This is a genomic window from Cognatishimia coralii (assembly GCF_037478305.1).
GTDB lineage: Bacteria > Pseudomonadota > Alphaproteobacteria > Rhodobacterales > Rhodobacteraceae > Cognatishimia > Cognatishimia coralii.
Genome location: NZ_JBBGAZ010000001.1, coordinates 575,609 through 588,634, shown reverse-complemented (window position 1 = coordinate 588,634; position 13,026 = coordinate 575,609). Strand labels below are relative to the sequence as shown.

The following is a 13,026-nucleotide window of genomic DNA, read 5'->3' as shown; positions in this document are numbered from 1 at the left end:
TTTGTTTTTCGTGACGTAGAGAGGGGTTATTCCTCGGAACCCTCTTCCTCCTCATTCTGTTCTGCGATCCAAGCGACGGATACGACTTCTTCACCTTTACCAGTGTTAAACACGCGCACGCCTCCAGCGGACCGTGACCGGAAAGAGATCCCATCCACGGGCACACGGATCGACTGACCTTTAGAGGTCGCGAGCATGATCTGATCGCCCATCTCAACCGGGAAGGAGGCGACCAGCGCGCCGCCGCGCATGGCTTTGTCCATGGCCGCGACGCCCATGCCGCCACGTCCACGCACCGGATAATCATGGGAACTGGACAGTTTGCCCGCGCCACCCGTTGTGATCGTCAGGATCAGGTTCTCGGCCGCCGACATCTCTGCATAGCGTTCCTGGCTGATGGTCGCGTTTTCATTGGCCTCTTCGTCGCTTGCGGCCTCATCATCGACAGCGCCCGCAACAGCGCGGCGCATTTTGAGGTAGGCGGCACGTTCGTCCGATGTCGCGTCAAAGTGGCGGATGATCGACATCGAGACCACGCGGTCATCGTCGCCCAGTTTCACGCCCCGCACACCGGTTGACGCGCGCGAGTTAAAGACTCGCACATCGGTAGCCGGAAAGCGAATGGCGCGGCCGGATTTTGTGACCAGCATCACGTCGTCATCGTTAGACGCAATGCGCGCGTCGATCATTGACCAATCTTCGCTATCGCCTTCAAATTTCATCGCAATTTTGCCGTTGGACTTCACATTCGTGAAGTCAGACAGCTTGTTGCGCCGAACAGTGCCGCGGTCGGTGGCAAAGACCACCTGCAGGTCGTCCCATTCCTTCTCGTCGCGGTCGACCGGCATGATCGCCGCGATCGAGACGCCCGTCGGGATCGGCAGGATGTTCACAATCGCTTTGCCTTTGGCGGTCCGTCCGCCCAGCGGCAGACGCCAGGTTTTCAGCTTGTAAACCATACCGTCGGTCGTAAAGAACAAGAGCTGCGTGTGCGTATTGGCCACAAAGAGGGTCGTGACCACATCCTCTTCTTTGGTCTGCATGCCCGAAATACCCTTACCGCCGCGTTTCTGCGCGCGGAAGTCGGCCAGAGCGGTGCGTTTGATGTAGCCGCCAGACGTCACCGTCACGACCATATCTTCGCGCTCAATCAGGTCTTCGTCGTCCATGTCGCCCGACCAATCCACGATTTCGGTGCGGCGGTCGACGGCGAATTTCTCTTTGACTTCCACGAGTTCGGTGGAAATCAGACCCATGATGCGTTCACGAGAGCTGAGGATCTCGAGGTATTCCTTGATCTTGCCTGCCAGCTCTTCGAGCTCGTCGGTGACCTCTTTGACGCCGATCTGGGTCAGGCGTTGCAGGCGCAACTCAAGGATCGCACGGGCCTGAGTTTCAGACAGGTTGTAGGTACCGTCGTCATTCATCGTATGGGTCGGATCGTCGATCAGCTGGATATAGCCCGCAATGTCAGCGGCAGGCCAACGACGGGTCATCAGTTTCTCACGCGCTTCCGCCGCATCGGCAGACGCGCGGATCGTGGCGACAATTTCGTCGACATTGGAAACAGCCACAGCCAAACCACAGAGGATATGGCTGCGTTCGCGTGCTTTGCGCAGCTCATACGCGGTGCGGCGCGCGACGACTTCTTCGCGGAAGTCGATGAAAGAGGTCAAAAACGCCCGCAGCGTCAGCTGTTCAGGACGTCCACCATTCAGCGCCAGCATGTTACAGCCAAAGGAGGTCTGCATCGGCGTGAAGCGGAAGAGCTGGTTCAGCACGACCTCAGCCGTCGCGTCGCGTTTCAGTTCGACCACGACGCGGACGCCGTTGCGGTCTGATTCATCCTGCACATGGGCCACGCCTTCGATCTTCTTCTCGCGGACCTGTTCTGCGATCTTCTCGATCATCGACGCTTTGTTGACTTGATAGGGGATCTCGTCGATGACGATGGCGTAGCGGTCCTTGCGGATCTCTTCGACGCGAGTCTTGGCACGGATGATGACCGAGCCACGGCCCTCAAGATAGGCTTTGCGCGCACCAGAACGGCCCAGCATAATGCCGCCTGTTGGGAAATCAGGGCCGGGGACATATTCGATCAGGTCTTCGGAGCTGAGATCCGGGTTCTCGATCAGGGCCAAAGTGGCATCGCAGACCTCGCCCAGGTTATGGGGCGGGATGTTTGTGGCCATACCCACCGCAATACCGCCCGCGCCATTGACCAGCATATTGGGGAAACGGCTGGGCAAAACCGTCGGCTCTTGGTCTTTGCCGTCGTAGTTGTCTTGAAAATCGACCGTGTCTTTTTCGATATCCGCCAGCATGAAGGCCGCCGGCTTGTCCATGCGCACCTCGGTGTAGCGCATGGCGGCGGGGTTATCGCCGTCCATGGAGCCAAAGTTGCCCTGACCGTCCAAAAGCGGCAGTGACATCGAGAAATCCTGCGCCATCCGAACCAGCGCGTCATAGATCGCGCCGTCGCCATGCGGGTGGTATTTACCCATGACATCGCCAACCGGACGGGCCGATTTACGATAGGCTTTCTCGTGGCTGTTTCCGGTCTCGTGCATCGCATAAAGAATGCGGCGGTGGACCGGTTTCAGACCGTCCCGAAGGTCAGGAATCGCACGACTCACGATTACACTCATCGCGTAATCGAGATATGAGGTCTGCATCTCTTCTTCGATGGTCACAGTTGGACCATCGTGATGCATGCGCTCTACGATGTTTTCTTCTTCGTTTTCAGGGGTTTCAGGCGTGTCGCTCAAGTCTTAGCTCGCTTCTGTCTTGGGCTCAATATTTAGTTGAAGCTTTTATAACAGAGGCAGCATATGGGGTGCAATGGCTGCATCGCCATTGTGGAGAATTCGCCGAAATTAGGGGTGGTTTACGCCGAGCAGCTCGCCCCGCCCAAAACGCAGAATTTCGCGCAATGTGGGTGGTTAAGTTGCACCGATTTCTCGGCCTCTTCCAACGTGCGGCCCATGTCGAATTCTTTCTCATAGGGCAGCAATGTGCAGGCAATTACGCTGGGGGCGTCGGCCCCCTTGTGTTTGACCACCATGCGAGAGTTTGAACACATGACCTCGGTTGGTTGTTTGTTCAGAATGCCCCAGCAGTCGGTGGTGATCTCGGGGACTTCGACGGTTTCGTCCATTTCAGGGAAAAGCACGGTCATGCCCGGATTGTTCGCGTCAATGTCAAAGCCGTGTTTTGCATAAAGATCCGCATAGCCCTGACGGGAGTCCGCATCGGTCTCGCCCCAAACGGTGCGCCCAGCGACGGCCATAGTGAACCCATTTTCGCTCAGCCATTCCATGCCAGTGATGGTTTTGTCAAAACTGCCTTTGCCACGCTCTTTGTCGTGCAGCTCTTCGGACCAATGGTCGACCGAAATGCGCATGGTCAGCTTGCCGGGGTAGGCGGCGTTCAGCTCCAAAAGGCCTTCTTTCACCTTCTTGCGCTGCATCGGCATCATGGCGTTGGTCAGAACCAAGACGTCATAACCGCGTTCCAGACAACGGCGGGTCATCTCGTTCATCTCGGGGTTCATGTAAGGCTCACCGCCCGTAAAGGCGATTTCGCGTACGCCCCAATTGCGGTCTTCAAGCTGATCCAGATAGTCGGTGATCTCATCCGCCGTCAGATAGACCAGCGCGTCATTGGTCGGAGAGCTCAGAATATAGCAGTTTTCGCATTCGATATTGCACAGCGTGCCCGTGTTGAACCACAGCGTCTGCGGATCGCTTAGTGGCACTTGCGCGCGGGTATCACCCTTTGCGGTCACAAAGGGATCCTGAAACTTGCCGAAATTTACCGCGTCTTTCATATGCCTGTCTTTCTTTTGGTCGATCTTGCTTATGAAAATATGCCTATGAGGGAAAGTCGTTACAGATATACTGACAGAGATGTGAAGTAGACTTGCTTAACGGACGGTCAATTGTTAAGCGGTGTTTGCGCTAACAGTCGCTCGGGCAGTTGGGTGAGAGAGCAGAGGGTAGCATGGTTTCGCGTATTATTCCGGTTGAAACATTCGATCTGGTGATTTTTGGGGGCACAGGCGATCTGGCGCGCCGCAAAATCCTGCCGGGGTTGTTTAAACGGTTTTGCGATGGGCAGATGCCGGTTGGGTCGCGAATTATCGCTGCAGCGCGGTCCGAGTTGGATCTGTCTGGGTTTCAGGATTTCGTGGTTGAGGCGGTCGAGGATGCGCTTGGCACGCCGGATGCCGATCAGATCTCGGGCTTTGTCGACACGCTGGACTATGTGACCATCGACGCTTTGGGCGAAGAGGGCTGGGCGGATTTGGCAGCAAAACTGCCTGCCTTTGATAAGGTCCGCGCGTTTTACTTCTCGGTTGGCCCGAGCTTGTTTGAAGCGCTCGCCGAGCGGCTTCACAAACATGGGTTGGTGGATACGGAAACGCGGATCGTCGTCGAAAAACCATTTGGCCGCGATCAAGAGAGTGCTAAGGCCCTGAACGCCACTCTGCGACGCCATTTTGACGAGAGCCAGATTTACCGGATCGATCATTACCTCGGCAAAGAAACAGTACAGAACCTGATGGCGGTACGCTTCGGCAATATGCTCTTTGAGCCGCTCTGGAACAGCCAATACATTGATCACATACAGATTTCTGTCGCCGAGGACGTGGGCGTTGGGGGGCGTGGTGCCTATTACGACAAGTCGGGTGCCATGCGGGATATGGTGCAGAACCACCTGATGCAGCTCTTGTGTCTGACCGCCATGGAGCCGCCGTCTTTCTTTGAACCCGACGCCGTGCGGGACGAAAAACTCAAGGTCATTCGCGCGCTGACTCCGGTTGAGCCGCATCACATTGTGCGAGGCCAATATACCGACAGTTCTGACGAGGTGACCTATCGCGAGGACGTGGGCGATCCGCGGTCGCGGACGGAAAGCTACATTGCTTTGAAGTGTCACGTCAGCAATTGGCGGTGGGCGGGCACGCCGTTTTATCTGCGTACGGGCAAACGGCTGAAGGCGCGCGATAGCGAGATCAATGTGGTCTTTAAGCAGACCCCGCATTCGATTTTTGGCCCCGAGGCGGGCGAACACCACAACGAACTGCGCATTCAGCTGCAGCCCGACGAAGGCATTAACCTGCGCGTGACCATCAAAGAGCCGGGCCCCGGGGGGATGCGTCTGATGGATGTGCCTCTGGACATGAGCTTTGCTGAGGCTTTGGGCGAGGACGCCGACACACCTGACGCCTATGAGCGGCTGATTATGGACGTGATCCGGGGCAATCAGACGCTGTTCATGCGTGACGACGAGGTCGAGGCCGCCTGGGCTTGGACCGACCCGATCATTCAGGGCTGGGAGGCGCGTCACGATGTCCCAAAGCCCTATGAGAGCTTTTCTAACGGCCCAACTGACGCGGATTTGCTGATCGAACGCGACGGGCGCAATTGGCGGGAAATTGGTCGATGAAGATCGAGAAATACAGCGATTTTGACATGATGGCGATTGAGGTCGCGCAAAGAATCGCGGGGGATTTGACGGTTGCGCTGCACAACGCGGATCGCGCGATGCTCGCGGTGCCGGGGGGGACCACGCCGGGGCCGATTTTTGACGATTTGTGTGCGGCGGACTTGGATTGGTCGCGTGTTGATGTGGTGCTGACCGACGAACGTTGGGTGCCGGGGGATCATCCGCGCTCAAATACACGGTTGGTGCGCGAGCGGCTCTTGGTCAATCGCGCGGCTTCGGCGCGGATGGTGCCGCTTTACGCGGAAACGCCGGAACCAGAGGAGTCACTCGCGGGGCTAATGGAGGCCATCGAGGCCGATCTGCCCATCGCCGTGGCGGTCTTGGGCATGGGAGCGGATATGCATACGGCGTCTTTGTTCCCCGATAGCCCCTACATCGCGGCGGCTTTGGACGCGCACGCGCCGATTTTGTTGCCGGTACGGCCTGAAAGTCAGCCCGAGGCGCGGATCACGCTGTCAGCGCGGGCTCTCAATGGCGCGCTGGCCAAACACGTTGTTTTCAAAGGGCAGGACAAGATGGACGCGCTGCAAAAGGCGCGGACTTTGCCGCATGTCGAGGCCCCCATCGCCGCCGTTTTGGACGGCGCAACAGTTCATTGGACGGAGTAACCCTATGTGGGACGTGTTGAAAGCTCATCAGGCGCAGGCGCCTCGTATTGTTGATTTATTTGAAGATGGGGGACGGTCTGAGGCGTTTTCGATCACCGCAGATGGTCTCTATTTTGACTACGCAAAGACGGACATAACAGAAGCCTGCTGGGAAGATCTGGTTAGGTTGGCAGAGCAAGCCGAGGTCGCGAAATGGCGCGATTCTATGTTTGCGGGCGAAAAGATCAACGTCACCGAGGATCGCGCGGTTCTGCACACCGCGCTGCGCAATCTGGACGGTGGACCTGTTGAGGTCGACGGCGAAGACGTCATGCCGGGAGTCAAAGAGGTTTTGGCCAAGATGGGTGATTTTGCCGAGGCCGTGCGGTCTGGTGAATTCAAAGGGCAGGGCGGCAAGATCACCGATGTCGTGAATATCGGGATCGGCGGGTCTGATCTTGGGCCCGTGATGGCGACGATTGCTTTAAAACCTTACGCCGACGGGCCACGCACGCATTTCATCTCGAACGTGGATGGCGCGGATCTGGCTGATACGCTCGATGGTTTGGACCCTGCGACGACCTTGGTTCTGGTGGCGTCCAAGACATTTACGACGCAGGAAACCATGATGAATGCAACCTCTGTGCGGGATTGGATGGCAAAGTCTGTGTCTGATCCGGCGGCGCAGTTTGCGGCGATCTCAACGAACCTTGAGGCCACGGCGGCATTTGGTATTCCGGCGGAACGGGTCTTTGGGTTCGAGGATTGGGTCGGAGGGCGCTACTCCATGTGGGGCCCGATTGGTCTGTCGATCATGTTGGCTATTGGCACAAATGATTTCAATGACTTCCTGCGTGGTGCTCAAGCAATGGATCAGCATTTTGTGACGGCTGATCTGTCGCAAAACATGCCGATTGCCTTGGCATTGGTTGGGATTTGGCATCATCAGATCCATGGGCATGCGACCCGTGCGGTCTTGCCCTATGAGCAGCGCCTTCTGCGCTTTCCGGCCTATCTGCAACAGATGGAGATGGAGAGTAACGGCAAAAGCGTGACCCGCGATGGCAAAGAGGTTTCTCAGACTGTTGGTCCAATCGTCTGGGGAGAGCCCGGCACGAACGGCCAGCACGCCTTTTATCAGCTGATCCATCAGGGCAAACAAGTTGTGCCATGCGAGTTTATGGTGGGGGCTGAGGGGCATGAACCTGAGCTTGCGCACCACCACAAAGCCATTCTTGCCAATTGCTTAGCGCAGTCAGAGGCCTTGCTCTTGGGGCGCAGCTATGAGGTTGCCAAAGAGCGGATGGCGGCTGCGGGTCATGAAGGCGAGGCTCTGGAGGCCCATGCGATGCAGCGGGTCTTTGCAGGCAATCGACCGTCGACGACTTTGGTGTATCAGAAGCTGACGCCCTTTGTTTTGGGACAGATCGTGGCGCTGTATGAGCATCGGGTCTTTGTCGAGGGGGTGATCCTCGGGATCAACTCTTATGACCAATGGGGTGTCGAGCTTGGCAAGGAACTGGCAAACAAATTGCTGCCTGCTGTAGAAGTAGACGCTGACCTAAGTGAAGTGCATCCGGCGACATCTGCAATCATCAGTAAAATCAATGCTCTGCGTTGAACTTTAAAAGTGATGCGGATACTTTTAAGGTTTCCGATTTCGATTTCTTTAAAAGAAATCGGACACAAAAAAGCCCCGCATTGGCGGGGCTTTTGTTGTTTTGACTTGGCGCTTAGGCGCGACGACGACGTCCACCGCCACGGCGACCGCGGCCGCCTTCTTTCGCAGGGGCAGCGTTGAACTTGATCCAAGCGGCACCCCCATCGTCATTGTTGGTCAGGAAGTTGGCCGCGCGGATCGCTTCCATTTCTTTCCCAGGACGTGGCTTAGTCGAGCCCATCCCGAACATGGTCACAAAGGTCTCATCATCCATATCTGCAGGGATCACGATACCCGCTGTTTCCAGCTCTGCTTTCTTTTCAGCGATCTTCTTTGGACCCACAGGCAGCGCCACTGGGTTCATAATCGCAGAGGTCATGCCTGTCGCCATTGCCATTGGCAGGAAGGCGTTGTTGATGCCGTGGCGGTTTGGCAGACCGAAGGAGATGTTGGACGCGCCACAGGTGGTGTTCACACCCAGCTCATTGCGCAGACGGCGGTTCAGTTCAAACACCTGCAGGCCAGCGGTGCCCATCGCGCCGATTGGCATCACGAGAGGGTCGACCACGATGTCATGGGCTGGAATGCCGAAATCCGCCGCACGCTCCACGATCTTTTTCGCAACCGCAAAGCGCACTTCTGGATCCTCAGAGATCCCGGTGTCGTCGTTGGAAATCGCAACCACAGGCACGTTGTATTTTTTGACCAGAGGAAGCACGAGTTCCAGACGCTCTTCTTCGCCAGTCACAGAGTTCAGCAGGGGACGGCCTTTTGCGGCTTCAAGACCAGCTTCCAGAGCACCGGGCACAGAGCTGTCGATACAAAGCGGGATGTCGGTGACGCTTTGCACAACTTCGACCAGTTGGCGCATCAGCTCTGGCTCGACAAAGTTGTTGTCCGCATAGCGCACGTCTTCGGCCATCTTATTGCTGAACACAGCACCAGAGTTGATGTCCAGAATGGTCGCGCCAGCCTCGACCTGAGCAATCGCGTCGGCTTTGACGCGCTCAAAATTGCCTGCTTCCAGCTCGGCATTCAGGATCTTACGGCCTGTCGGGTTGATGCGCTCGCCAATCACGGCGAAAGGCTGATCAAAACCGATAATGGCGGTCTGAGAGCCGGATTCTACAACGGTACGGGTCATTCTTTTTCCTTATCCGTTCACAGGTTTCGTAGAGGAACCGCCGTTTTCGATGGCCCATTTTGCGTTTGTTTTAATGCCGCCCAGTGGGAAGAAGTGCACCTTCTCGATGTTGAAATCCGGGTTCGCAGCTTTGTGGGCGGCGAGCTCGGCGATCACATCGGTTGGCTCATAGGGCAGCAAGAGTTTCGTCACATCCATCGCGCGTTTCTGCAGAACCTTCAGAGAAGGACCGACGCCGCAGGCGATGGCGAATTTGATCAGGGTCTGCAGTTTCGCAGGGCCGGCGATGCCGATGTGGATCGGCAGGTCGATACCGGCTTCTTTCAGACCATCGGCCCAGGCAATGATCGGCTTTGCGTCAAAGGCGAACTGGGTTGCCAGCGCCATAGAGGCATCGGTGGTCTCGTTGAATTTGTTTTTCCAGCGCAGCGCGTCGTCGACGTTCTTGGTGGACCCATCTGGGTCGATGTCTTTGTTGCCCTCTGGGTGGCCTGCAACATGCAGATTGGTGAAACCCGCTTTATCAAAGAGACCGGTCTCCAAAAGCTGCATAGAGCTGTCAAATTCGCCATGCGGCGTGGTCACACCACCGGCCAGCAAAAGCGCCTGTTTCACGCCGGCTTCGCCTTGATACATGGCGATCCAGTTTTCCAGTGTGGCTTTGTCCTTGATGATGCGCGCTGGGAAATGCGGCATGACGTTATAGCCTTCGCCCGCGATACGCGCGGCGGTCTTCACCATGTCCTCAATCGGCGTGCCTTCGATATGGGCGATATAGACACGGGTGCCTTGGGGCAGCAGATCGCGAAAATCCTCGACCTTCTCTGCAGTGCGCGGCATGACCTCGATGGAATAGCCATCCAGAAAGGCCTCAACCTCCGGCGTCACAACGGTGCCGGACTCGGTTTTCTTTTTAAAGTTCAAAAGCGCCATGACGGCCTCCCAAAGCTGATTGCCCCGCACGCGGGTCATTCCCATCCTTCATTCGCGATCAGGGCTTTGATTTTCTCCTGATCAAACTCTGCCTCAAGTCGAGCCGCTTCGGCCTCGACGATTTCGGCTGGGGTGCCGTCCATTTGGTAGGGCGCGGCTTTGCGCCATTCGGCCAGATACGCATCAGTGTCCGCCGCGCCGACTTTCATCGCCGCACGGTCGATTGCCTGCTCAAACCGCTCTGCGAGCTGTTTTTTCGCACCACGACGCCCTTTGCCCACAATCACCTGGGCTGGGATATCGCGCCAATAAACAATCGTGACATCATGCATGATCTGATTCTACCTCCTAAACGGTGATCCATAGGTAATCACAGGGGGGGAGTTCTCTATGTTCGTTTTCGACTTATGGGACGCAAGCTGCGACCTCTTGTGTCATAGACGGTTTGTTGCGGTCGCTCCACAGTGAGGCCCATGAAAAATCTTAATGATCTTCTTGAATTGGAAATCTGCGGGATTGCGGGAAGTCAATATCGGGTCTAGGCTGAGACTAACTCGATATGGAAGGCGTGAACTATGGCGCCAAAGCGTCCCAAAGGTGCGGGCGCGTTCCCAAAACCGGTAGAGAGCCCCGCGCCGAACCGACCCGATCCCAGCGAGCTTTACGCCGCTTTGGATCTGGGAACCAACAGCTGTCGCATGCTGATTGCTCAACCTAAGGGCAGTCAGTTTCATGTGGTCGACAGCTTTTCTAAATCCGTGCAGCTTGGGGCAGGGCTAGAGACCACCGGCCGTCTGTCCCGCGGGTCCATGCGGCGCACGATTCAGGCGATGCGGATCTGTCAGCAGAAACTGAAGCGTCATGGCGTGAAGCGCATGCGTTTGGTGGCGACCGAGGCCTGTCGGCGCGCGCGCAATTCAAAAGATTTCGTCAAACAGGTGCGCCGCGAGACCGGGCTGACGCTTGAAATCATCAAGCCCGAGGAAGAAGCGCGTCTGGCGGTGATCAGCTGCGCGCCTTTGGTTAGCACCAAGACGGAACAGCTCTTGGTGGTGGATATTGGCGGCGGTTCTACGGAACTTGTGTGGATTGATCTGAGCAATGTGGCGCCGGTGGATCGGCCCAAGGCCATTATGCGGATGCATTCGGGGTTCAATAAGCTTGAAACGCCGTTTCCAGCGGCGCGGGTGGTGGATTGGATCTCTGTGCCTCTGGGCGTCGCGACGCTGAGGGATCAATTCAATGACGTGGACGATGATTCCGCGCGCTTTGCGTTGATGAGCTGGTTCTTTGAAGAGAAGCTGGCGGATTTCGCACCCTATGCGGACGAACAATCGCGCGAAGGGTTTCAGATCGTTGGCACCTCAGGGACTGTGACGACGGTGGCCGCGAGTCATCTGGGATTGCGCCGGTATGACCGTACCAAGGTGGATGGTTTGCGGATGTCCTCGGAGCAAATCGATGCGGTCATTAACGATTACCTGCGCCTTGGGCCTGCCGGTCGGCGGGCGGATCCTCGGATTGGGCAGGATCGGCATGCGTTGATTATGTCTGGGTCGGCGATTTTGCAGGCTTTGTTGCGCGCTTGGCCGACGGATCGGTTGTCTGTGGCGGACCGTGGCCTGCGTGAAGGGCTGCTTTATGCGCAGATGAGCGCGGATGGGGTGCTGGAAGACGGTGTCTATTAGCGCTATAGGGCGCGCATCGCTCCCTTTGGGCGCTCTTTGCTGAGGCGGACTTATGGTCAAAAAGAAAAATACATCCGGTCGTGGACAACGGGATCTGACGGTAAAGGTGAAGACTGCTCGCGGCCGTAGCCTGAGCTCGACCCGTTGGTTGCAGCGGCAATTGAACGACCCTTACGTGAAGCGCGCACAGGCCGAAGGCTATCGCGGGCGTGCGGCGTTTAAGATTTTGGAGCTGGACGATAAATTTCGATTTCTTGTGCCCGGAGCACGGGTCGTGGACCTTGGCTGCGCGCCTGGAGGCTGGATGCAAGTTGCCGTGCCGCGTGTGAACGCTTTGGGTGAGAAAGCCGGCAAGAAAATCGGAACGGTTTTGGGCATTGACCTGCAAGAGGTCGATCCCTTGCCGGGGGCCGAGATCCATCAGCTCGATTTCATGGAAGACGACGCGGATGAAAAGGTCAAAGACTGGCTGGGCGGCAAAGCTGACGTTGTGATGTCTGACATGGCCGCCTCATCCTCGGGGCATAAACAGACCGATCACCTTCGGATCATCGCGCTTTGCGAGGCTGCGGCCTATCTGGCCTTTGATGTTCTGGACGAGGGCGGCACCTTTGTTGCTAAAGTTCTCGCCGGTGGGGCTGAAGGCGAGTTGCAAAAACTGCTCAAGCAGAAGTTCAACAAAGTCGTGAATATGAAACCACCGAGTTCCCGCGCGGATTCGTCGGAAAAATTCGTTGTGGCAACCGGATTTCGCGGCTGACCCTATGCAAATTACCTGGGTTTCCTAACCCAAAGAGGTTCCAGGCCCAATTGCGTTAACCTTGGTTAACGATACCATGTTTTCATGGATATCAGCGAAGCCATGGCATCAGCTCTTTTGTGTGCGTCCCTTGGGGGCGAGCAAGAGATCCGTTATGATTATGGAGACAGTTATAACGTCATCGACTGTGTGACAGCGACTCACGCGATTGAGTTCGGATTGGACAAAGCCAGTTCTCGAGACAGCTTTGTGCAGGCTTGGGTGGCGTCACGCAATATCCCTCACGACCCACCGCTGAAACCGATGGTCTATATTGTGGGGAGGTTTGCCGAGCCGGGCAAGATCGGGACTGAATTGATTGCCTTTGGCAATGCTCATGGCATCGAGACCTATTATCACTGGCAAGCGCGGCTTGATCCTGCGGCTTTTCGTGAGGGTGAAAAGTAACCAGCCGAGTGATCAATTAGCGAAACAAAGACCCCGCCGCCATGTCGCGAAACGCCAGCATCTCGGCCTCTTGCGAGGTCTCTTTTTGGTGGTGCGTCGCACTGACCCACTCGGCTTGTTTGATCAGCTCGAACAGCCGCCCGTGGCGCGTTTGTTTAAAGGCGGGCAGAAACGCCTTGGGGTTCATCATCATGGCAGAGGTCCTCTTATGCCGTATGTCACAAGAGGCTTAATGATCAGATAATGGGGCAGCATTGCGCCGACTCTGCGCGCAAAGCATGATCAATTGCGGCAGC

At 56.6% G+C, this 13,026-nt stretch carries 12 protein-coding genes; 6 read left to right on the top strand and 6 right to left on the bottom strand.

Annotation, left to right across the window (positions count from 1 at the left end; translation table 11 throughout):
- Positions 1-26: 26 nt before the first annotated feature.
- Both gyrA and WG622_RS03050 read right to left on the bottom strand, forming a co-directional pair.
- A complete protein-coding gene (gene gyrA / locus WG622_RS03055; protein WP_339402229.1) occupies positions 27-2,768 on the bottom strand; it encodes a DNA gyrase subunit A in 2,742 nt (913 codons plus the stop codon).
- Between the two features lie 119 nt (positions 2,769-2,887).
- Positions 2,888-3,829 (bottom strand): radical SAM protein, encoded by a 942-nt coding sequence (locus WG622_RS03050; protein WP_339402228.1) that lies wholly within the window; start codon positions 3,827-3,829, stop codon positions 2,888-2,890.
- Between the two features lie 173 nt (positions 3,830-4,002).
- Here WG622_RS03050 and zwf point away from each other — a divergent pair, with 173 nt between their 5' ends.
- From zwf to pgi, 3 genes are read left to right on the top strand one after another with little or no spacing between them, the layout of a single operon-like run.
- Positions 4,003-5,451, top strand: coding sequence for a glucose-6-phosphate dehydrogenase (gene zwf, locus WG622_RS03045; RefSeq protein WP_339402227.1), 1,449 nt, complete (start codon positions 4,003-4,005; stop codon positions 5,449-5,451).
- Positions 5,448-6,119: a 6-phosphogluconolactonase gene (gene pgl / locus WG622_RS03040; RefSeq protein ID WP_339402226.1), complete on the top strand. Its 672-nt coding sequence runs from the start codon at positions 5,448-5,450 to the stop codon at positions 6,117-6,119. The genes zwf and pgl overlap by 4 nt, the downstream gene beginning before the upstream one ends.
- A 4-nt stretch (positions 6,120-6,123) precedes the next feature.
- Positions 6,124-7,719, top strand: a complete 1,596-nt coding sequence (gene pgi, locus WG622_RS03035; RefSeq protein ID WP_339402225.1) for a glucose-6-phosphate isomerase — start codon at positions 6,124-6,126, stop codon at positions 7,717-7,719.
- 112 nt (positions 7,720-7,831) lie between these two features.
- Here the strand turns inward: pgi and WG622_RS03030 are convergent, their stop codons facing one another.
- From WG622_RS03030 to WG622_RS03020, 3 genes are read right to left on the bottom strand one after another with little or no spacing between them, the layout of a single operon-like run.
- On the bottom strand, positions 7,832-8,902 hold the full coding sequence (locus tag WG622_RS03030) for a methyltetrahydrofolate cobalamin methyltransferase (protein WP_339402224.1): 1,071 nt from the start codon (positions 8,900-8,902) through the stop codon (positions 7,832-7,834).
- A 9-nt stretch (positions 8,903-8,911) separates the two neighbouring features.
- Positions 8,912-9,835: a methylenetetrahydrofolate reductase gene (locus tag WG622_RS03025; RefSeq protein WP_339402684.1), complete on the bottom strand. Its 924-nt coding sequence runs from the start codon at positions 9,833-9,835 to the stop codon at positions 8,912-8,914.
- Positions 9,836-9,870: 35 nt separating this feature from the next.
- On the bottom strand, positions 9,871-10,167 hold the full coding sequence (locus WG622_RS03020) for a virulence factor (RefSeq protein WP_209356412.1): 297 nt from the start codon (positions 10,165-10,167) through the stop codon (positions 9,871-9,873).
- A 243-nt stretch (positions 10,168-10,410) separates the two neighbouring features.
- Here WG622_RS03020 and WG622_RS03015 point away from each other — a divergent pair, with 243 nt between their 5' ends.
- From WG622_RS03015 to WG622_RS03005, 3 genes are all read left to right on the top strand, one after another.
- Complete coding sequence (locus WG622_RS03015; protein ID WP_209356411.1) at positions 10,411-11,523, top strand: Ppx/GppA phosphatase family protein; 1,113 nt, start codon at positions 10,411-10,413, stop codon at positions 11,521-11,523.
- A 52-nt stretch (positions 11,524-11,575) separates the two neighbouring features.
- Positions 11,576-12,283, top strand: a complete 708-nt coding sequence (locus WG622_RS03010) for an RlmE family RNA methyltransferase (RefSeq protein ID WP_339402223.1) — start codon at positions 11,576-11,578, stop codon at positions 12,281-12,283.
- Between the two features lie 84 nt (positions 12,284-12,367).
- A complete protein-coding gene (locus WG622_RS03005) occupies positions 12,368-12,730 on the top strand; it encodes a hypothetical protein (protein ID WP_339402222.1) in 363 nt (120 codons plus the stop codon).
- A 16-nt stretch (positions 12,731-12,746) separates the two neighbouring features.
- Here the strand turns inward: WG622_RS03005 and WG622_RS03000 are convergent, their stop codons facing one another.
- The gene (locus WG622_RS03000) at positions 12,747-12,923 is read right to left on the bottom strand and encodes a hypothetical protein (protein ID WP_339402221.1); all 177 of its coding nucleotides are present in this window, start codon (positions 12,921-12,923) and stop codon (positions 12,747-12,749) included.
- Positions 12,924-13,026 lie beyond the last annotated feature (103 nt).

Excerpts from the sequence above, each read along its gene's own strand:
- WG622_RS03025 (WP_339402684.1), bottom strand. The coding sequence starts at position 9,835 with ATGGCGCTTTTGAACTTTAAAAAGAAAACCGAGTCCGGCACCGTTGTG.
- WG622_RS03030 (WP_339402224.1), bottom strand. The coding sequence starts at position 8,902 with ATGACCCGTACCGTTGTAGAATCCGGCTCTCAGACCGCCATTATCGGT.
- WG622_RS03050 (WP_339402228.1), bottom strand. The coding sequence starts at position 3,829 with ATGAAAGACGCGGTAAATTTCGGCAAGTTTCAGGATCCCTTTGTGACC.
- pgl (WP_339402226.1), top strand. The coding sequence starts at position 5,448 with ATGAAGATCGAGAAATACAGCGATTTTGACATGATGGCGATTGAGGTC.
- WG622_RS03020 (WP_209356412.1), bottom strand. The coding sequence starts at position 10,167 with ATGCATGATGTCACGATTGTTTATTGGCGCGATATCCCAGCCCAGGTG.
- pgi (WP_339402225.1), top strand. The coding sequence starts at position 6,124 with ATGTGGGACGTGTTGAAAGCTCATCAGGCGCAGGCGCCTCGTATTGTT.
- zwf (WP_339402227.1), top strand. The coding sequence starts at position 4,003 with ATGGTTTCGCGTATTATTCCGGTTGAAACATTCGATCTGGTGATTTTT.
- WG622_RS03010 (WP_339402223.1), top strand. The coding sequence starts at position 11,576 with ATGGTCAAAAAGAAAAATACATCCGGTCGTGGACAACGGGATCTGACG.
- WG622_RS03015 (WP_209356411.1), top strand. The coding sequence starts at position 10,411 with ATGGCGCCAAAGCGTCCCAAAGGTGCGGGCGCGTTCCCAAAACCGGTA.
- WG622_RS03005 (WP_339402222.1), top strand. The coding sequence starts at position 12,368 with ATGGATATCAGCGAAGCCATGGCATCAGCTCTTTTGTGTGCGTCCCTT.
- WG622_RS03000 (WP_339402221.1), bottom strand. The coding sequence starts at position 12,923 with ATGATGATGAACCCCAAGGCGTTTCTGCCCGCCTTTAAACAAACGCGC.